Raw genomic sequence first — 19788 nt, forward strand, 5'->3', positions numbered from 1 at the left:
TATGAATATATTAACTACAGCTCAAAAATCTAATGAGGCCATTCAAGAGGAAGCCAAAGCTTTGGCTTCCTCTATGCATATGGCCTATATAAAAAGAGGAAAATTATCTATACCAGCATTATTTAATGCTCATCCATGTGATTTTATTGCTGTTCTTTCTGGTAATGGCTTAACTATTCATTTTCCTGATAATCAGCAACATAGCTTTCATTTATCCATGGCTCAATTACGTATACTACGTTTGCAACGTGGAGAAGGAGATCATTTAATTAATGCTGTTCAGACAATACTAAGTACTAATGAAATAACTGATAAAGAAGAATTTTCGTTTCTTGATTGTACAATTGGTCTTGGTAGTGACAGTATCGTCATGAGCTATGCTTTTCCTCAGGCTAAAATAAAAGGTCTAGAAGGTTCTCTATCTATATGGCTTGCCACATCTTATGGTTTATCTCATTATTCGCATAATGTGAAAAGTGTGACGGACGCATTACGTCGTATTGAGGTAAGTTATGATACCTTTGAAAACTATGTACCTAATCTACCAGATGAAAGTATAGATATTATTTATTTTGATCCTATGTTTGAGGTCCCTGTAGAGGATAGTCCTCAATTTAAACCACTTCGTGGACATACTGTGGAAAGTCGTATTGATGATAAAATTATGGAGGAAGCTATGCGTGTTGCCTCTTATGGTGTTATTATTAAAGAACGACCATTTAGTTCTGTCTTTCAGAAATATCCACCTCACCAATGGGTGGGGGGAAAATATAGCCGTATAGGTTATGGAATATATATGAAGGAGTTATTGTGAATCCCTTAATTACCATCGTTGGACCTACTGCGGTAGGCAAAACAGATCTTACCTTGGAATTAGCAGAACAGCTACATGCTGAGGTTATTTCTGGTGATGCTTACCAGGTTTATAAACAACTTAATATTGGTACCGCTAAACCATCGGTGGATGAACTTAATCGGGTGAAACATCATCTCATCGATATACTGGAACCAAATGATTCATATTCGGTATCTATTTTTCAAGATCAAGCTAAAGAAATAATTGCAAGATTAAAAGATAGAAATATCCCTCCTATTCTGTCTGGTGGTACAGGACTGTATGTCCAATCATTATTGGAAAACTACAACTTTAATGATGTTAAACCTGACGAATATTTGCGAGCAGAACTCGATGAGCTCTATAGTACAAAAGGTATTGAAGGCTTACGAGAATATGCTTTCACATTAGGTAAAGAGCATAATATAGAGATACAATATAGCGACAAACATCGTTTGTATCGAGCTATTGAGATATTGCATCATGGTGATGTAGATTCGTTGCGAAATCAGACAAAAGATGGTGTATCCTATAAAGGTCCTGTTATCGGTCTCATGAGAGATCGTGATAAATTATATGAACGCATCAATTTACGCGTTGATATGATGTTTGATGCAGGTTTGATTGAAGAGGTGGAACAACTCATAAAATCTGGAGTGAATCCAGATTGCCAAGCTTTTAAAGGTATTGGCTATAAAGAGGTTGTAGACTATATAAATGACAATATAACATTAGATGAGTGTCGTGACTTAATTAAGAAGAATACACGTCACTTTGCTAAGCGCCAAATTACATGGTATAAACGTATGCCATATATAGAATGGATACATATTGATAGCAATACATCTAAAGATTTTATATTTAATAAAGCTATGGATTTAATCCGTAGAGAAGGATTAGCATGACATTAGAAGAAATACGCAGTAAAGCCCTAGAAATGGCTGAACCAGAATTTAAGAAATTTGAACCTATTGCATTGGCCAATACAAAAAAAGTATTAGAAGCCTTTAAGGAATGCCAAGTATCTGATTATCATTTCACTGGTACTACTGGTTATGGATATAACGACGTAGGGCGTGAAAAATTAGATGAAGTATTTGCCTATGTATTTAAAGGTGAAAAGGCTATCGTTCGTCCTCATTTTGTTTCTGGTACACATGCGTTAGCTACTACATTAATTTCTTTGATGGGAAATGGCTCTAAAGGGACAGAGTTTATCTATGCCGTAGGGGCTCCTTATGATACGATGCAATCCGTTATCGGTGCCGCTCGTGAAGTACGTGGTTCTTTAGTAGAAAAAGGTTTTACCTATACTGAGGTACCATTGAAAGATAATACTTATGATGTTGAAGCTATTGCTAACGCTGTTAACGATAATACGCGGGTAGTAGTGATTCAACGGTCTCGAGGCTATAGCACACGTGAACCTTTATCTATTGCAGATATTAAGGTTATTGTAGATGCTGTAAAAACTAAAAATTCTAAAACGATTTGTTTCGTAGATAATTGTTACGGTGAATTTACAGAGCTGCAAGAACCATTAGAAGCTGGTGCTGATATTATGGCTGGCTCTCTCATTAAAAATGCAGGTGGCGGTTTAGCACCAACTGGTGGTTACATTGTTGGTAGAGAAAACCTTGTAGAGGATGCAGCATATCAATTGACAGCTCCTGGACTTGGTGATCATATGGGTTCATATGCTCCTGGTTATCGCTTGTTCTTCCAAGGTTTATTTATGGCACCTCACGTAGTATTACAAGCTCTTAAAGGTGCTGTATATACGGCTGCTGTAGGTGAGTTACTAGGCTATGATGTATTCCCTAAGGTAAATGCTGATCGCTATGACTTGATTCAAGCCATTAATCTGAAAAATGGGGAAGAAATGGAGCATTTCTGTGTAGGTATGCAAGCCTATTCTCCTGTAGATGCTCACGTACATCCTATTCCTGGGGATATGCCTGGGTACGAAGATAAAATCATCATGGCTGGTGGTACCTTTGTACAAGGTTCCTCTATTGAACTCAGTGCCGATGGTCCTATACGTCCACCATATACAATTTTCATGCAGGGTGGCCTAGTATTTGAACATTCCATGCTTGGTATTTTAGGAGCTGCTGAAGAACTATTAAAACATAGATAATGTTTAGAATCTCTTTCTTTTGTGAAAGGGATTCTTTTTATTTCAAATCTTTTCAATATACCTATTTCTAGGCTATAATATAAGTTGCTATAATTTTATAGCAATACTACTCGGACTTTTACACCGAACTAGTGTTTTACACGTCAGGCTTTCACCCTGATTAGTTTTATGATCAAGAGATCATTAAAAGGAGAAAGTATGGAAAAAGTTATCGCTGTAGCTATGAGTGGCGGCGTAGACAGTTCTTTAACTGCTGCAATGCTATTAAAACAAGGCTATAAAGTATTTGGTATTACCCTATGGTTATGGGTGAGTGGTACGCCCTATGATGAGGTGCCTCTTGCCGTAACTGATGCTAAGAAGATGTGTGATTTTCTTGGTATCGAGCATCATGTTATCGATGCTCGTGATGTATTCTACGAAAACGTAGTAGATTACTTTGTAAAAGAATATGCCTATGGTCGTACGCCAAATCCTTGTGTATTTTGTAACAAGAACATCAAGTTTGACTTGATGCTCAATCGTGCTCTTGAATTAGGTGCCACACATATGGTAACTGGTCATTATGCACAAGTAAATTATAATGAAAAAACAGGTCTATATGAGTTACATAAAGGTGTTGATCCTACAAAAGACCAAAGTTATGTTATGTACAATATGAACCAACGTATTTTGAGTCATCTTATGTTCCCATTAGGTGGTCAATGTAAGACTGAAACACGTAAATTAGCTGCTGAATATGATTTGCCAGTCGCTAAAAAACCAGATAGTGTAGATATTTGTTTCTTGCCTCATGGGAATTATCAAAAGCTTGTGGTAGAAGAAATGAAGGGTAAGCCAGAGTCTGGTAATATCGTTACCGAAGATGGTGAGGTATTAGGTAAGCACAACGGCTTATTTAATTATACGATTGGTCAACGTAAAGGCCTTGGTATTGCTTATAAACACCCTTTATATGTTATTGGATTTAATGGGGATCGTAATGAGGTCATCGTGGGTCCTAACGAACATCTCTTTACAAATCGCATGATTTGTAAGTTCTATAACTTCTTAGATGATACAATTCATAAGGAATTGAAGGCAGAAGGAAAAATTCGCTATGCAGCTAATCCTTCTCCTTGCACAGCACGTATCCTCGATGACGATACAATGGAGGTTATTTTTGAAGAACCACAACGGGCTATTACCCCAGGTCAGTCTGTAGCCTTTTATAATGGCACTCAATTATTGGGAGGTGCTGTTATCGATCACGTATGTTAGAAAGGAGAATGCAAGTTCTTTGAACTTGTTTACATGGTATGTCAACGAAAAAGATTCGAAACTTCTGTATTATAGCTCATATCGACCATGGTAAATCAACCATTGCTGATAGATTAATTGAATATACTGGTACATTACAAAAACGTGAAATGGAGGCTCAAGTTTTGGACTCCATGGACCTTGAACGTGAACGCGGCATTACTATTAAAGCGCAATCTGTTCGTATTTTGTATAAAGCTCAAGATGGTGAAGAATATATTTTGAATCTCATCGATACTCCGGGCCACGTCGATTTCAGCTATGAAGTATCTCGTTCTCTTGCCGCTTGTGAAGGGGCATTACTTGTTGTTGATGCTGCTCAAGGTGTAGAAGCACAAACGTTGGCAAATGTATATCTCGCTTTAGAACATGATCTTGAAATCATTCCTGTTATTAACAAGATTGATTTGCCGTCAGCAGATCCTGATCGTGTTAAACAAGAAATTGAAGATATTATTGGTTTAGACGCATCTGATGCTGTATTATGCTCTGCCAAATCAGGTATCGGTATTCCTGATATTTTAGAAGCTATTGTAAATAAAGTTCCTGCACCACCAGATAAATCTGATGAGCCAACAAGAGCCTTGATTTTTGATAGCCGTTTTGATGCGTATAAAGGTGCTATTGCCTATGTCCGTGTAAAAGAAGGGTCCATAAAAGCAAAAGATATAATTCGCATGATGCATGATAAAAAGGACTTTGATGTTACAGAACTCGGTATTTTTACTCCAAATCTTGTACCTGTGCAAGAATTACCATGTGGCTCAGTAGGTTGTATTGCAGCTAGCATCAAAAATGTAAAAGATTGCCATGTAGGCGATACTGTAACATTAGCTAATAATCCTGCATCAGAACCATTGCCTGGTTATCGTAAGGCTGTATCTATGGTGTACTGTGGCCTTTACCCAACAGAGTCTAAAGATTATGAAAACCTTCGGGATGCATTAGAAAAGTTACAGCTTAATGATGCTGCCTTAGAATATGAAGCAGAAACATCATTGGCATTGGGCTTTGGTTTCCGTTGTGGGTTTCTCGGTCTTTTGCATATGGACGTAATTCAAGAACGTTTAGAACGTGAATATAACTTGACGCTTATTACGACGGCTCCATCGGTAAATTACAAAGTGTACAAAACAAATGGGGAAATGCTCGAAGTCGATAATCCAGCTAAATTACCACCTCCAACAGAAATTGATTACATTGAAGAGCCTTATGTAAAGGCGACTACAATTGTACCTAAAGATTTTGTTGGTACTATCATGGAATTATCTCAAGATAAACGCGGTGAATATCAATCTATGGAATATTTGGATGAAACACGCGTATCTGTCGTTTATCACTTGCCATTGAGTGAAATCATTTATGATTACTTTGATAAATTAAAATCTGCTACAAAGGGGTATGCATCTCTTGACTACGAATTGATTGGATATAAACAATCTCCAATGGTTAAGATGGATATTCTCTTAAATGGTGATCCTGTAGATGCATTGTCCATTATTGTACACAAGGACCGTGCAGCTACACGTGGACGTGCATTAGCTGAGAAATTGAAAGAATTGATTCCTCGTCAAATGTTTGAAATTCCAATTCAAGCGGCGGTAGGTACAAAAATTGTGGCTCGTGAAACTGTAAAAGCTTGGCGTAAGGACGTTTTGGCAAAATGTTACGGTGGTGATATTTCTCGTAAGCGTAAATTACTTGAAAAACAAAAAGCCGGTAAGAAACGCATGAAGTCCGTCGGTTCCGTAGAGATCCCGCAAGAAGCATTCATGGCGATTCTCAAGGTTGAGGACTAATAAAATGAAAACAGATTCTGATATTCTGAATCTGTCTACACTGAGGGATATGGGGTTGTATGTCCATATCCCTTTTTGTAAACAGAAATGTATGTATTGTGATTTTCCTGCTTATCAAAATTTACAAGATTATTACGAAACCTATGTATATGCTTTAGTTCAAGAAATCGATTTATGGGTCTCTGAACATCCAGAGTCTACATCTAAAGCTATTGATACAATTTATTTTGGTGGAGGTACGCCTACAGAATTATCGATTCAACAACTACAGATGATTCTTGATAAAATTAAAAATACTTTTACAATTACTGACGATTGTCATATGACTATTGAATCGAATCCTGGGGAAGTAAATTTACATTATTTAACGAAATTAGTTAAGCTTGGTTTTAATCGTATTAGCTTTGGTGTTCAAACATTTGACGATAAGGCACTTACCATGCTTCATCGCAGTCACAACGGGGAACAGGCAAAACAAGCCGTTTATGATGCTAAAGAGGCGGGCTTTGCTGATATTAATATTGATTTGATTTATGGATTACCAAGACAATCCTTAGACGATATTAAACGTAATTTAGCAGTCGTAGAAGAGTTGCCTATTAATCATATTTCTACTTATGGATTACAAGTAGAAGTGGGGACCTATTTATATCATTTAGTACAAAAGAACCTTATTTCTATTCCTAGTGAAACCATTGATGAATCCATGTATGACATGATGATGGACGGATTAAAAGATTTAGGCTTTGAACGATATGAGATTTCAAATTTCGCCAAGGCTAATTCCTATAGTCGTCATAATTTAAAATATTGGCACTATATAGATTATTTAGGCTTTGGTGCTGGTGCTCATTCCTTCTATGACGGAGTACGCCGTAGTAATAATCGTAATGTAATGCCCTATATACAATCTGTTGACAGATATATTATGCCTACTATCGATACGGAGACGATTACTTTAGAACGAGCTCAAGAGGATTTTTGTTTTTTAGCTCTTCGCACTAAATGGGGCCTTGATAAGCAAAAATTCGAAGATAAATTTGGCGTATCTATCCATGATTTGTTTGCTACTACTTTAGAGGATTTAGTTAGTAAAGGTCTATTAGAGTATCAAAATGCAAGTTATCATTTAACCGCTGAAGGTGCCAAGCATGGGAACTATGTATTTAGTCAATTTATTCGTGAGTAATTTCTCACAGTTTCTCAAAATCTAATATGTTAGTATAAATAGGATGATGGTGAATAAGCATGCTAGATTTGAGGAGGAGCGATGAAGACATCTGTAATATTACACGGTTTACATAATGAATTTACTTTAGATCAAATGAAAGCATGCATAGAACTTGCTGAAAAATATGGTGGATCCTTCCGTCATGTTGTAACAGGTATACAAATTACAGGTATTGAAAAAGATGATAAGGAACAGTTTATTTCTGAATTGCCTGATGGCGTGACCACTGTTATTCATAGAGGTGTTAATTCCTTAATTGCTTGTGTAGGTAAAGGCCATTGTAAAAATGGACAAATGGAAACTAAAGAATTGGCTGATTATGTAGAGAGAAAACATTACGGCCGAAAAACCTCTCACAAGTGCAAAATCGGCATCAGTGGATGTGGACGTAACTGCCCAGATGCAATGGTAAAAGATATTGCCTTTATCGGTACATCTCAAGGTTTTATGTTGGCTGTTGGTGGTAATACAGGCATGAGACCTGAAGCAGGAAAAATTTTAGCAAGAAAACTAACTATTGAGCAATCTAAAAAAGCTGTAGATATTTTGATTGATTGGTATGCTAAATATGGTGAACCTCGTGAACGTATGGGGAAACTGTTAGAGCGTCTAGGCAATCCATTAGAAGGGGTAGAACTATAAATCAATTAGTACATTTTAGTTCTAATTGATTTATAGTTTATAGTCCGTAAATTCTTGGGCCAAAAAAGTATTTTAACTAAGAGTTTATTGACAACTAAATTATTATATATAAACACTTATACTATTTCAGGTTTTAATAATAGAAATTTTATTAGAACTACATATTCTAATCTTTAAATTTTGGGATATGTCATAAATGTAGATAGTATAAGTGTTTTCTTATTGTTGCACTTTGATTTTTTGACTAATTAATCAAAAATATTGATTTGTCTTTTTGACTAAATTGATACTATTTGACTTTTTTGGCATTTTTTAGCTTGACAATTTTTTTTAATATGGTAATATTATACATGCGATTAGCACTCAAAGTTAATGAGTGCTAACAAGAGGTGTCATTATGGATGAAAGAAAACAGCGCATCTTGCGAGTCATAATTGAAGACTATGTTAAGTCCGCAGAACCTGTAGGATCTCGAACGATTGCTAAAAATTATGATCTTGGCATCAGTCCTGCTACGGTGCGGAACGAAATGTCCGATTTAGAGGAATTAGGCTATTTAGAGCAACCTCATACATCGGCTGGACGTATTCCTTCAGCTAAGGGCTATCGCTTATATGTTGATTCTATGCTGAGTCGACAACCTGTTCCATTACAGGATGCTGAAAAAATTGAAATGTTATGGAAGCGTTCCAATGGATCAACGAGTGAACTCTTTCTAAATATGGCTAAACTACTTTCACAGGTAAGTCATAGCATGAGTTTATTCTTAGCACCAGCCCATGATAGAGCATTAATCAAATACATTCATGTATTACCGCTAGATAGTCATCAAGCCATTATGGTAGTTATTACTGAAACAGGAGCACTCGATAATGAGTTGATGTACTTTGGTGAAAGTGTTTCACCAGAGCTTTTACAAAGTCTAGCCATACAATTTAGCAATGCACTACAGAATGTAAGTATTGGTCATGTAACGGCTGAGGCTTTAGGATCTATATTGGTCCATATGGAAGGACCGCAGGGAATTTTATTAATCCTTTCGGAGACATTATTACGAGCTATTAATAAACGTAAGTTGTTCTATTCGGTAGGTACCACAGAGTTGTTAAATCAACCAGAGTTTAAGTCTGTTGAGAAGGTACAACCCTTGCTTTCCTTAGTGGAAGAACAAAATCAATTAGGACAGTTATTAAAAGATGATTCTCCAACACCTGTTAAGGTCAAGATTGGTATTGAGAATGAAACTGAAGCGCTACATTCAATGAGTGTGGTACAAGCTGATTTTACGAATCAAGATCAGCCTATCGGAACTCTTGCTATTCTTGGTCCAACGCGGATGGAATACGGACGTATCATCGGCATGTTGTCCCATATGAAACATATAATGGAAACTATGGTAAAAGAACAAAACAGAAAGGGCAAATAATGGCTGAAGAACAAGACATTAAACAAGAAACAGTGGAGGAAACAGAGGATACTACGAATGTAGAGGAACCAACTGTTGAAAAAACTGAAGAAGCTGTGGCTGATGCTGCTCAAGTGTTAGAAGAACTTAAAGCCGACTTTGATAATCGCTATAAACGGTTACAAGCGGACTTTGAAAATTTCAAACGTCGTACTAACCAGGAAAAAGAGCAACTTGCTGGATATGTAAAAGGGGATGTATTAACGGACCTTCTTCCTGTATTGGATAACTTTGAACGGGCCGTTCAAAGTCCTGCAGAAGGGGAAGCAAAAGTATTCCTCGATGGATTCATTATGATTCATCAAAATTTGATGGCTATGTTATCTAAACATGGTTTAGCTGTTATTGAAGCTATGGGTCAACCATTTGATCCAAATTTCCATCAAGCGATTATGCGTGTACCGTCAGATGAATATGAATCCGATACGGTGTGTGAAGTTTTGCAAACTGGCTATACTGTTGATGGTCGTTGTATACGTCCAGCAATGGTAAAAGTTGTTGAATAGATTATAAAGTTTTAGGAGGTATATATTATGGCAAAGGTAATTGGTATTGATTTAGGGACAACAAACTCTTGTGTTGCTGTTATGGAAGGCGGCGAACCTACGGTTATTACAAATCAAGAAGGTGCACGTACAACTCCTTCCGTTGTTGGGTTTGCAAAAAATGGAGAACGTTTAGTTGGTCAATTGGCTAAACGTCAAGCTGTATCTAACCCAGAAAATACAATCATTTCTATTAAACGTCACATGGGTACAGACTACAAAGTAACTGTAGAAGGTAAATCTTATACTCCTCAAGAAATTTCTGCAATGATTCTTCAAAAAATCAAAGCTGATGCAGAAGCTTACTTGGGCGAACCTGTAAAACAAGCTGTTATTACAGTTCCTGCATACTTTACAGATGCTCAACGTCAAGCTACAAAAGACGCAGGTGCCATTGCAGGTCTTGAAGTACTTCGTATCATCAACGAACCTACAGCAGCTGCTCTTGCATATGGTGTAGATAAAGATGAAGATGGTAAAGTTCTTGTATTTGACCTTGGTGGTGGTACATTCGACGTATCTATCCTTGAACTTGGTGACGGTGTATTTGAAGTATTAGCAACATCTGGTAATAACCACCTTGGTGGGGATGACTTCGACCAACGCATTATGAACTACCTTATTGAAGAGTTCAAAAAAGAAACTGGTATCGATTTATCCAATGATAAATTAGCTGATCAACGTTTAAAAGAAGCTGCTGAAAAAGCAAAAATTGAATTGTCTGGCGTAGCTAGCACAAATATCAACTTGCCATTTATCACAGCTGATGCTACTGGTCCTAAACATTTGGATGTAACATTGACTCGTGCTAAATTTGAAGAATTAACTGCTGATTTGGTACAAGCTACTATAGAACCTACTCGTAAAGCTATGAGTGATGCTGGTTTATCTGCATCCGATATCGATAAAGTATTGTTAGTTGGTGGTTCTAGTCGTATCCCAGCTGTACAAGAAGCTATTAAAAAAGTATTGGGTAAGGAACCAACAAAAAACGTTAACCCTGATGAATGTGTAGCTATCGGTGCTGCTATTCAAGGTGGCGTATTAGTAGGTGAAGTAAAAGACGTATTGTTACTTGACGTAACTCCATTGTCTCTTGGTATCGAAACAATGGGCGGTGTATTCACACGTATTATTGATCGTAATACTACAATTCCTACATCTAAATCTCAAGTATTCTCCACTGCAGCAGATAATCAACCATCTGTAGATATTCATGTATTGCAAGGTGAACGTGAGTTCGCAGCAGATAATAAAACATTGGGTCGTTTCAACTTGGATGGTATCCCAGCTGCTCCTCGTGGGGTTCCTCAAATCGAAGTAACATTTGACATCGATGCTAATGGTATCGTACATGTAAAAGCTAAAGATTTAGGTACTCAAAAGGAACAAAAGATTACTATTACTTCTTCTAGCGGCTTGAAAGAAGAAGAAATTGATCGCATGGTTAAAGAAGCTGAAGCTCATGCAGCGGAAGATAAAGCTAGAAAAGAAGAATTAGATATTAAAAATAATGCGGACTCCCTAGTATATCAAGCTGAGAAAGCATTGAAAGACCTTGAAGGTAAAGGCGACGCTGCTTTGATGAAAGAAGTAGAAGAAGCGAAAGATAAATTGAAAAAATCTATCGAAGCTGGCAATATCGAAGATATCAAAAAAGATAGTGAAGCTTTGGAACAACCATTACATAAATTAGCAGAACAAATGTATGCAGCAGCTCAACAAGCTCAACAAGCAGCTGGCGGTGCTGAACAAGGTCAACAACAAACAAAAGCTGATGACAATGTTGTTGATGCTGATTACACAGTAGTGGATGATGACAAGAAATAAGAAGGGTTGGTAACGAATGGCACGAGATTATTATGACATCCTAGGGGTTAGTAAAAATGCCTCTCAAGATGAAATCAAAAAAGCCTTCCGTAAAAAGGCACGCCAATACCACCCAGATGTAAATAAAGATAATCCAAAGGAAGCGGAAGCAAAGTTTAAAGAAGCTAACGAAGCTTACGAAGTATTGTCTGATGAAACTAAAAAAGCTCAATATGACCAATTCGGCCACGACGCCTTCAAACAAGGAGGCGGCGCTGGTGCCGGTGGTTTCCAAGGTGGCTTTGGCGGTTTTGGTGGTCAAGCTGGAGGCTTTGGTGATATCTTTGGCGACATTTTTGGTGGCATGTTTGGTGGTGGACGCCAACAACAAGGCCCTCAAAAAGGTAATGACTTGCGTGAAGATATTGATATTTCCTTTGAAGATGCAGCCTTTGGTAAATCTATGGAAATTGAAGTGCATCGTCATGAAGAATGTGATCACTGTCATGGTACTGGTGGTGAACCAGGCTCTCGTGTCGATACTTGTCCAAACTGTCATGGTTCTGGTCAAGAAGCGGTTATTCAAAATACTCCATTTGGACGTATGCAGTCCGTTCGCACTTGTTCCCGCTGTCATGGTACGGGTAAAAGCATTGAAAAACCTTGCTCTAAATGCCGTGGTACTGGTGAAATGTTGGCTAAACGGAAGATTTCCATTAAGATTCCAGCTGGTGTAGATAGCGGATCTCGTTTACGTGTAGCTAATGAAGGGGAACCTGGTATTTTAGGCGGTCCTAAAGGGGATCTCTATGTATATATCTTTGTTCGTCCTCACAAGGAATTTGAACGAAATGGTAATGACGTTATTAGCCGTGTAAATATTAGCTTTGCTCAAACTGCTCTTGGTGCGACTATACAAGTTAACACTTTAGATGGTAAAGTAGAGTTAAAGATTCCGGAAGGTACTCAAACGGGAACGGCATTCCGCGTAAAGGGCAAAGGTATTCCATATTTGCGTAACCCTAACCAAAGGGGTGATCAACACATTGTGGTAACCGTCCAAACGCCTAAGAAGTTGACAGACACTCAACGTGAGCTATTGTTACGCTTTGCAAATGAAAGTAATGAAGATGTAAATAACTTACAAGTGAGCAAAAGTCTCTTTGAAAAAATCAAGGACTGTTTAACGAAATGAACAGCTCATGTGAAGGAATGGTTTGTTCCATCACATTCCCTATAAAGGAGCATATATGCAATGGATAGAAATATCCGTTGTCTGTGAAAGAGTAGCCACCGATGAGGTGACTACTCTTTTTGACGATTATGCAGACAATGGAATTATAGAAGAAGATGTTGAAAATCAGCCTAATTTAATAAAATTGTCTATGTACAGTGATCCATCACTAGATGCCGATATGATTAAGTCTGATTTGAAAAAACGTCTTACAGAAGCAAATATTGGAATTATATCGATAGATACACATATTCTTGATGAGTCAACTTGGTTAAACTCTTGGCAACAGTATATTGAACCTACAGAAATTTTACCTAACTTAGTCATTAAACCAGCATGGCAGGAATACAATAATGTAGATAATAAAATTATTATTGAAATCGATTCAGATATTTCCTTTGGTACCGGGGCTCATGAGACAACACGGACTTGTGCAGAGTTATTAAAATCCTATAGTAAATCTATGGATCTTGATACAGTTACTTGTTTGGATATTGGTACTGGCACAGGTATTCTTTTATTAGTAGCAGCCCATTTAGGTATTAAAAATTTAGTTGGTATAGATATAGAAGAGTATGCTGCAAATCAAGCTAGAATTAACTGTGAGAATAATCATGTATCTGCTGAAATCATTTGTGGTAATTTGGATAGTGATTTCAATGGTACTGCCCAATTAATTTTAGCTAATCTAACAGTGGATCCCCTTAAAATACTATTACCTCAAATTGGTAAGAAACTGGATGATAGGGGCATTTTGATTATTAGTGGCATTATTGATGATCGTTATGATGAAATCATGCCATATATTGAGGCTCATTGGCATATTATTGAGGAGCGCGTTGAAGGGCCTTGGCATACGTTTGCGCTAGAAAAACGATGAAAAAGATTTTTATTCCTACACCATTAGATGAAATAATAGAATTACCAAAAGATGTGACCCATCATGTACTACATGTATTTCGCCATAATATGGAGAAGCCTATAACTGTAACCGGCAGCGACAATCGTTGTGGTATATTTCAAATTACAGCAGAAGTAGACGGTAAAGCGCAAGCAAAACTGATTGAATATGTAGAAGGAAATGTAGCATCGTATCGTACTATCCTGGTTCAATCCTTATTAAAAGGTGAAAAACTAGAGTGGGTCCTACAAAAGGCGACGGAGTTAAATGTGGATACAATTTATCTTGTGCCGACAGTTAACTGCGTAGCTAAATATGATGAAAAAAAGCTTCAATCAAAAGTAAATCGTTGGGAAAAAATAATGCTAGAAGCAGCTCAACAATGTGGACGAAATCACTTGCCTACACTCGTAGTAGGAGAGACGCTTTTACAAGCATTAGACATTGAATCTGATGCGTTGAAATTGGTAGCCTATGAAAATGAAGCAGGTCAGACTATCAAAGATGTACTTAAAACTTTACATTCCGATAAGTCTGTAACTGATGTTTTAATTTGTATAGGTCCTGAAGGGGGCTATCAAGAGAAGGAAATCAATGCTATTATAAAATATGGTGGAAAATCAGTATCGCTAGGAAATACAATTTTACGGGCTGAAACTGCTGCTATTGGATCGTTAGCGATGATTCAATATGAATTAGAATTATAAATAAAATACGAATAGAGAGGTGCAATGAAAACCGTTGCTTTTACAACCTTAGGGTGTCGCGTAAACCAATATGATACAGATGCCATGAAAGGTTTATTTTTACAAAATAATTACGAAGCGGTAGACTTCGATGAAAAAGCTGATATATATGTAATTAATACCTGTTCTGTAACGAATATGGGGGAAAAGAAATCCCGTCAATTAATCCGCAAGGCGAAACGTCAAAATGAAGATGCCTATGTTATTGTAACTGGTTGTTATGCTCAGCTTGATCCAGATGCGATTGCCGCTATAGATGGTGTTAATCTCGTTATTGGTACCAATAATCGTTCTAAAATTGTTGAATTAGTAGAGCAATTAGAATCTACAGAACGACAAATTAATGCTGTTCGAGATATCATGAAGGAATCTAACTTCGAGGAAATGCCGTTATATGGTAATGAATCTGATAAAGCTCGTGCGTTCATGAAAATTCAAGAAGGTTGTAATAACTATTGCGCCTTTTGTATCATTCCTTATACTCGAGGAAAATTAAAATCTCGTAAAGTTGATGATATTGTACAAGAGGCAAAACGTTTAGTAGATCATGGATTCCATGAAATCGTATTAACTGGTATACATTTGGGTAATTACGGTGTCGAATTACCAGGTCGTCCAACATTAGCTGATGTGGTAAAAGCTTTATTAGAGATTCCTAATTTATACCGCATTCGTTTCGGGTCCATTGAATCCGTAGAGGTTTCTGATGAGTTAGTAGAATTAATGGCTACGAATAAACGTGTTTGTCCTCATTTACATTTACCATTACAAGCAGGTTCTGACCATGTATTAAAGTTGATGAAACGCCATTATACATTACAAGAATATAAAGATTTAATTACAAGTTTACGTTCTCGTATTAAAGATTTATCAATTACAACTGATATTATTGCTGGTTTCCCTCAAGAAACTGATGAAGACTTCGAAGAAACATTGAATACAGTACGTGAAATTGGATTTACGCACATTCATGCCTTCCCATACTCCATTCGTGAGGGTACACCTGCAGCCACCATGGCGGATCAAGTACCAGAAGCTGTTAAGAAGACTCGTGTAGCACTTTTAAATGGCCTTAGCCAATCTGGTTATGAACGATACGCAAAATCTCGCATTGGTAAGCCTGGTGAGATTCTCATCGAAAAGGAAGAGAATGGATACTACACGGGCTTAACAAATGAATATATAAATGGTAAAGTTAAGTCTGATGGGACACGTAAAATTGGTGATCTCGTTGGTGGAACTGTTGTAGGTTTAGAAGATAATTATTTAATTATTGAGTAAGGAGTTAGATTATGAGTGACTGCATTTTTTGCAAAATTATCAATGGTGAAATTCCGTCTAAAAAAGTGTTAGAAAATGATAAATTCTATGCTTTTCATGATATTCAACCTGTAAAAAAAGTTCATGTATTAATCGTACCTAAAAATCACGTGTCTAATATTGCACATCTTAATGAAAAGAATGCAGATTATGTTGAAGGGTTACTGCCATTTGTTCGTGATGTAGCAAAAGAGCTTGGTATCTCTAAAGATGGATATCGTTTAATTTTTAATACTGGTGAAAAAGCAGGCCAAACTGTATTCCATATGCATGCACACCTTTTAGGTGGAGAAGAAATGGGCTGGCCAGAAGCCTAATTTTGAGTATTATGCATTCTTTTTATAATACTCATTAAAAAACCTATAAAATATACTTGAAAATATTGACAACATCTATACCTATACATATAATATTATATGTGCGTATGTAAATTATCAGCACTTCCCGAGATTATTTTTGGAGGGAGGGATATAGATGTCTGAAATCAAAGTCGGTAAAAACGAAACGCTTGAAAGTGCTCTTCGTCGATTCAAACGCTCCTGCCAAAAAGCGGGTGTTTTGTCTGAAGTAAGAAAACGCGAACACTATGAAAAACCAAGCGTAAAAAGAAAGAAAAAATCTGAAGCAGCAAGAAAACGCAAATTCAGAGCATAAGATGATTACCCTAATTCTGCCTTTTCATGGCTTTATGAAATCCAGAATTAGGGTTTCTTTATTATATACATAAGGAGGAAGTATGAGTTTAAAAGATCAATTAAAGGAAGATATGAAAGCAGCTATGAAAGCTCGTGAAGAAGGTAAAACAGCGTTATCTGTAATTCGTATGGTCAATAGTGCCATAAAAAATACAGAAATCAATGACAAAATTGAGTTAGATGATGCTGGCATTCTTGGCATTTTAGCTAAAGAAATGAAAACTCGTCAAGATTCCTTAACAGAATTTGAAAAAGCGGGACGTGAGGACTTAATTAGTCATGTAAAAGAAGAAATGGCTGTATTGCAAAAATACTTACCAGAGCAATTGAAAGAAGATGAAATTCGTACAATTGTACAAGAAGCCATTGCTGCATGTGGTGATAACGTAAATATGGGCAATGTTATGAAACATGTAATGCCAAAAACAAAAGGGCGTGCAGATGGTAAGGTTGTCAATAATATTGTTAAAGAATTACTTGGATAATATATAGTGATATCAACGACCATTCTATATACAGTTATTGATTAGAGTTGATAGTATTGAGTGTGTTAGATGTAACTTTAAGAGAATAATGAAATTCTATAGAAAGTTATTGACATATATTTTCAACATATGATAATATGAACTCAATAAAATAATTGGTCAACGAAGACTCCACTTTAGATATATAGATTTATATATTTATTTGTTGGAGTCTTTTTCTTTTAGGAGGAACAAATATGTCGACAACTAACGAATTATTATATTACATTCCAGCGGGTCAATATGGGAAAGAAGGCGTTCTTGCATTATTAGAACAACATCCTGAAATCAAGTTCGTATCTCTTGTAGGGATTGACTTAGCAGGTAATGATACTGATGAAAAGATTCCTATGTCAGCATTCTTCGATGACTACGAATCTTTCTTTGAAGGTCGTGCTGTTCAAACAGATGGTTCCTCTGTAGTACTTACAAATATTGCTACATTAAATAATGCTCGTGTAGATATGTGGGGCGATCCAAGTGTAAACTGGTTTGTTGATTACAACTACGAAAATATTGATCCTGTTACAGGCTTACCAACTGGTACACTTCGTATTCCTGCATTCTTGATGCATAACTATCGCTATGTAGATTCTCGTTCTATTTTGAAACGCAGCTGCGACTATGTTCGTGCTGAATTATTGGCTTTGATTAAAGAACATGGCTTACCCGGTATGCCGCATGTGAAAGCTGATGAAGTTGTAGATATCATTTTCACATCAGCAACAGAACTAGAATTCTGGGTAAAAACTCCATCTAGAACAGTTACAAAAAAAGAATTATCCGTATCTCAAAAATTACAAGAACAATACTGGCAACGTACTCATGGTACAGTTCGCACTGCTTTAGAACAAGCTGTTGAACGCCTTGATAGATATGGTATGGTTGCTGAAATGGGTCATAAAGAAGTAGGTGGTGTTAAAGCTAAACTTGATGAAGATGGTCATGAAGCAGTTGTATTAGAACAATTAGAAATCGACTGGAAATTCTCAAATAATCCATTACAAACAGCAGATAATGAATTACAAGCTCGTATCATTGTTCGTGAAGTATTCCGTGAAAATGGTCTTGATGTAACATTTAATGCAAAACCAATAATTGGTGTAGCTGGTTCTGGTGAACATACTCATTTTGGTGTTATGGCTAAATTAAAATCTGGTAAAGTTGTTAACTTATTTAGCCCAGAAGATATGCGTAAAGAATCTGCTAGCTCTTTAGGCATTGGTGCAATTATGGGACTTTTAAAACACTATGAAGCCATTAATCCATTCATCAGCTCTACAACAGATTCTTTAAACCGTTTAAAACCTGGGTTTGAAGCGCCAGTATGTATTGTTACATCTTTAGGTACTGATCCATCTGAACCTAGCCGTAACCGTACAATCCTTTGCGGTTTAATTCGAGATATCGATAATCCTATGGCGACACGTTATGAATTGCGTTCTCCAAATCCTTACACCAATACATATACTGCTTTAGCATTGATCTTTATTTCTGCATTTGATGGTATGAAATATGCCATTACATCTGGTAAAACACAAGCTCAATTGGAAGCAGAGCTTTCCAAAGAAGTAGGTGAAACATCTGATTATCTTGCTACAAATCGTGCATACCGTACTGAAAAAGATGTGTTTGATGATTTCACACAAGAAGAACGTAATCAAATGTTTGGTGTTGCTCCAGCTACTGTATGGGAAAACATAAAGGGTTACCAAAATAATCCTGAATTAGTAGAAACATTGGCTCAAGGCAATGCATTTGCTAAAGATTTAATGGACTCCTTTATTGCCTCCATTCTTAAACGTTGGAAACTAGTATTGGCTAATCGCTTAATTCCAAATAATTTGGATACAGTTCGTAGCATGGTTGCAATTCATACTGATAGCCGAAATAGTGTAGATGATAAACGCTTTGCAGAAGTTAATGACTTACGTTTCTACCTTGCTAAAGATAGTGACGATCGTAAATCCTTATTCACTCGTTTAATTGATGCACTTAATGATGGTGAATATAATCTAGCATCCCAATTACAAATTGAAATGAATGATAAAATGGAAGAATTAGAAGCTAAGTACGCTAACTACGCTAAAAATATCTTCTAATAAAATCAATTTATTAATAAAAATGGCCTCTACTACGGTAGAGGCCATTTTTCATTTAAATATATCTAAATAAATTAGATATATTCAAACATAACGATTCAAATTTTATTCGTTATGTCCAATAAATTTTTCTACTAATACTAAGCTACATACAAGTACAAAAATTGCAACAGACCAAATTAAATTATCAAATGATGATTCATGATTGATAATTAGAAGTCTTACAATTGCAGTTATACCAATGTATAAAAAGAAGTTAAGTGGAAAGTGGAAGTTATTTTTAAAGTATTTGACGATGAGTGCAATAAACTCAAAGTATAGAAAGAAGGTAATTAGTTCTTCAATCAATAAAGAGTATGTACTATAACCTTGAATATTCGCCCACGTAACATAGACAAGACTAATCAATGTATTAATAAGTGCAATACAAAGTGCAATACCAACGCCTACAAGGGCTATATTTTTTATCGTTAATAATAGTTTAGAAATACGAATCCACAT

At 36.4% G+C, this 19788-nt stretch carries 19 protein-coding genes; 18 read left to right on the forward strand and 1 reads right to left on the reverse strand.

The features are described 5' to 3' along the window. Position 1: 1 nt before the first annotated feature. The 18 genes from KH286_RS01365 to KH286_RS01450 all read left to right on the forward strand — a co-directional run bounded on the left by KH286_RS01365 (position 2) and on the right by KH286_RS01450 (position 19287). Positions 2-814 carry a class I SAM-dependent methyltransferase gene (locus KH286_RS01365; RefSeq protein WP_021148121.1) on the forward strand — a complete coding sequence of 271 codons (813 nt, stop codon included), beginning with the start codon at positions 2-4 and terminating at the stop codon, positions 812-814. Continuing rightward, positions 811-1740, forward strand: a complete 930-nt coding sequence (gene miaA, locus KH286_RS01370; protein WP_278617532.1) for a tRNA (adenosine(37)-N6)-dimethylallyltransferase MiaA — start codon at positions 811-813, stop codon at positions 1738-1740. The genes KH286_RS01365 and miaA overlap by 4 nt, the downstream gene beginning before the upstream one ends. Further along, a complete protein-coding gene (locus KH286_RS01375; RefSeq protein WP_004695726.1) occupies positions 1737-2975 on the forward strand; it encodes an aminotransferase class I/II-fold pyridoxal phosphate-dependent enzyme in 1239 nt (412 codons plus the stop codon). Before miaA ends, KH286_RS01375 begins: the two co-directional genes overlap by 4 nt. 198 nt (positions 2976-3173) lie before the next feature. Then, the gene (gene mnmA, locus KH286_RS01380; protein ID WP_039964943.1) at positions 3174-4235 is read left to right on the forward strand and encodes a tRNA 2-thiouridine(34) synthase MnmA; all 1062 of its coding nucleotides are present in this window, start codon (positions 3174-3176) and stop codon (positions 4233-4235) included. A 38-nt stretch (positions 4236-4273) separates the two neighbouring features. Then, positions 4274-6073: a translation elongation factor 4 gene (gene lepA, locus KH286_RS01385; protein WP_008600869.1), complete on the forward strand. Its 1800-nt coding sequence runs from the start codon at positions 4274-4276 to the stop codon at positions 6071-6073. 4 nt (positions 6074-6077) lie between these two features. Further along, positions 6078-7262, forward strand: coding sequence for a radical SAM family heme chaperone HemW (gene hemW / locus KH286_RS01390; RefSeq protein WP_101928257.1), 1185 nt, complete (start codon positions 6078-6080; stop codon positions 7260-7262). Between the two features lie 81 nt (positions 7263-7343). Then, entirely contained in the window at positions 7344-7946 is a 603-nt protein-coding gene (locus tag KH286_RS01395) for a nitrite and sulphite reductase 4Fe-4S region (protein ID WP_024061690.1), read from the forward strand. 397 nt (positions 7947-8343) lie between these two features. Further along, positions 8344-9372 (forward strand): heat-inducible transcriptional repressor HrcA, encoded by a 1029-nt coding sequence (gene hrcA, locus KH286_RS01400; RefSeq protein ID WP_101928258.1) that lies wholly within the window; start codon positions 8344-8346, stop codon positions 9370-9372. Continuing rightward, on the forward strand, positions 9372-9917 hold the full coding sequence (grpE, locus tag KH286_RS01405; RefSeq protein WP_024061688.1) for a nucleotide exchange factor GrpE: 546 nt from the start codon (positions 9372-9374) through the stop codon (positions 9915-9917). The genes hrcA and grpE overlap by 1 nt, the downstream gene beginning before the upstream one ends. Positions 9918-9944: 27 nt before the next feature. Next, on the forward strand, positions 9945-11786 hold the full coding sequence (gene dnaK, locus KH286_RS01410) for a molecular chaperone DnaK (protein WP_101928259.1): 1842 nt from the start codon (positions 9945-9947) through the stop codon (positions 11784-11786). Positions 11787-11802: 16 nt separating this feature from the next. Continuing rightward, positions 11803-12960, forward strand: coding sequence for a molecular chaperone DnaJ (gene dnaJ / locus KH286_RS01415; RefSeq protein ID WP_278617533.1), 1158 nt, complete (start codon positions 11803-11805; stop codon positions 12958-12960). 55 nt (positions 12961-13015) lie between these two features. Then, positions 13016-13879, forward strand: coding sequence for a 50S ribosomal protein L11 methyltransferase (locus KH286_RS01420; protein ID WP_278617534.1), 864 nt, complete (start codon positions 13016-13018; stop codon positions 13877-13879). Next, the gene (locus KH286_RS01425; protein ID WP_024061686.1) at positions 13876-14607 is read left to right on the forward strand and encodes an RsmE family RNA methyltransferase; all 732 of its coding nucleotides are present in this window, start codon (positions 13876-13878) and stop codon (positions 14605-14607) included. The genes KH286_RS01420 and KH286_RS01425 overlap by 4 nt, the downstream gene beginning before the upstream one ends. 24 nt (positions 14608-14631) lie before the next feature. After that, entirely contained in the window at positions 14632-15927 is a 1296-nt protein-coding gene (gene mtaB / locus KH286_RS01430; RefSeq protein WP_195394786.1) for a tRNA (N(6)-L-threonylcarbamoyladenosine(37)-C(2))-methylthiotransferase MtaB, read from the forward strand. Between the two features lie 11 nt (positions 15928-15938). Then, positions 15939-16283: a histidine triad nucleotide-binding protein gene (locus KH286_RS01435; RefSeq protein ID WP_195394787.1), complete on the forward strand. Its 345-nt coding sequence runs from the start codon at positions 15939-15941 to the stop codon at positions 16281-16283. Between the two features lie 157 nt (positions 16284-16440). Next, entirely contained in the window at positions 16441-16620 is a 180-nt protein-coding gene (gene rpsU / locus KH286_RS01440) for a 30S ribosomal protein S21 (RefSeq protein WP_004695751.1), read from the forward strand. 82 nt (positions 16621-16702) lie between these two features. After that, positions 16703-17146 carry a GatB/YqeY domain-containing protein gene (locus tag KH286_RS01445; protein WP_004695753.1) on the forward strand — a complete coding sequence of 148 codons (444 nt, stop codon included), beginning with the start codon at positions 16703-16705 and terminating at the stop codon, positions 17144-17146. A 236-nt stretch (positions 17147-17382) separates the two neighbouring features. Then, on the forward strand, positions 17383-19287 hold the full coding sequence (locus tag KH286_RS01450) for a glutamine synthetase (RefSeq protein WP_278617535.1): 1905 nt from the start codon (positions 17383-17385) through the stop codon (positions 19285-19287). A gap of 105 nt (positions 19288-19392) precedes the next feature. Here the strand turns inward: KH286_RS01450 and KH286_RS01455 are convergent, their stop codons facing one another. Continuing rightward, entirely contained in the window at positions 19393-19788 is a 396-nt protein-coding gene (locus KH286_RS01455; protein WP_004695756.1) for a phosphate-starvation-inducible protein PsiE, read from the reverse strand.

Source organism: Veillonella parvula, assembly GCF_018378075.1.
Lineage (GTDB): Bacteria > Bacillota > Negativicutes > Veillonellales > Veillonellaceae > Veillonella > Veillonella parvula_K.

Bases quoted from the DNA above. Each gene is read 5' to 3' on its own strand.
- KH286_RS01365 (WP_021148121.1), top strand. From the start codon at position 2: ATGAATATATTAACTACAGCTCAAAAATCTAATGAGGCCATTCAAGAG.
- KH286_RS01375 (WP_004695726.1), top strand. From the start codon at position 1,737: ATGACATTAGAAGAAATACGCAGTAAAGCCCTAGAAATGGCTGAACCA.
- mnmA (WP_039964943.1), top strand. From the start codon at position 3,174: ATGGAAAAAGTTATCGCTGTAGCTATGAGTGGCGGCGTAGACAGTTCT.
- lepA (WP_008600869.1), top strand. From the start codon at position 4,274: ATGTCAACGAAAAAGATTCGAAACTTCTGTATTATAGCTCATATCGAC.
- hemW (WP_101928257.1), top strand. From the start codon at position 6,078: ATGAAAACAGATTCTGATATTCTGAATCTGTCTACACTGAGGGATATG.
- KH286_RS01395 (WP_024061690.1), top strand. From the start codon at position 7,344: ATGAAGACATCTGTAATATTACACGGTTTACATAATGAATTTACTTTA.
- hrcA (WP_101928258.1), top strand. From the start codon at position 8,344: ATGGATGAAAGAAAACAGCGCATCTTGCGAGTCATAATTGAAGACTAT.
- grpE (WP_024061688.1), top strand. From the start codon at position 9,372: ATGGCTGAAGAACAAGACATTAAACAAGAAACAGTGGAGGAAACAGAG.
- dnaK (WP_101928259.1), top strand. From the start codon at position 9,945: ATGGCAAAGGTAATTGGTATTGATTTAGGGACAACAAACTCTTGTGTT.
- dnaJ (WP_278617533.1), top strand. From the start codon at position 11,803: ATGGCACGAGATTATTATGACATCCTAGGGGTTAGTAAAAATGCCTCT.
- KH286_RS01420 (WP_278617534.1), top strand. From the start codon at position 13,016: ATGCAATGGATAGAAATATCCGTTGTCTGTGAAAGAGTAGCCACCGAT.
- KH286_RS01425 (WP_024061686.1), top strand. From the start codon at position 13,876: ATGAAAAAGATTTTTATTCCTACACCATTAGATGAAATAATAGAATTA.
- mtaB (WP_195394786.1), top strand. From the start codon at position 14,632: ATGAAAACCGTTGCTTTTACAACCTTAGGGTGTCGCGTAAACCAATAT.
- KH286_RS01435 (WP_195394787.1), top strand. From the start codon at position 15,939: ATGAGTGACTGCATTTTTTGCAAAATTATCAATGGTGAAATTCCGTCT.
- rpsU (WP_004695751.1), top strand. From the start codon at position 16,441: ATGTCTGAAATCAAAGTCGGTAAAAACGAAACGCTTGAAAGTGCTCTT.
- KH286_RS01445 (WP_004695753.1), top strand. From the start codon at position 16,703: ATGAGTTTAAAAGATCAATTAAAGGAAGATATGAAAGCAGCTATGAAA.
- KH286_RS01450 (WP_278617535.1), top strand. From the start codon at position 17,383: ATGTCGACAACTAACGAATTATTATATTACATTCCAGCGGGTCAATAT.
- KH286_RS01455 (WP_004695756.1), bottom strand. From the start codon at position 19,788: ATGTGGATTCGTATTTCTAAACTATTATTAACGATAAAAAATATAGCC.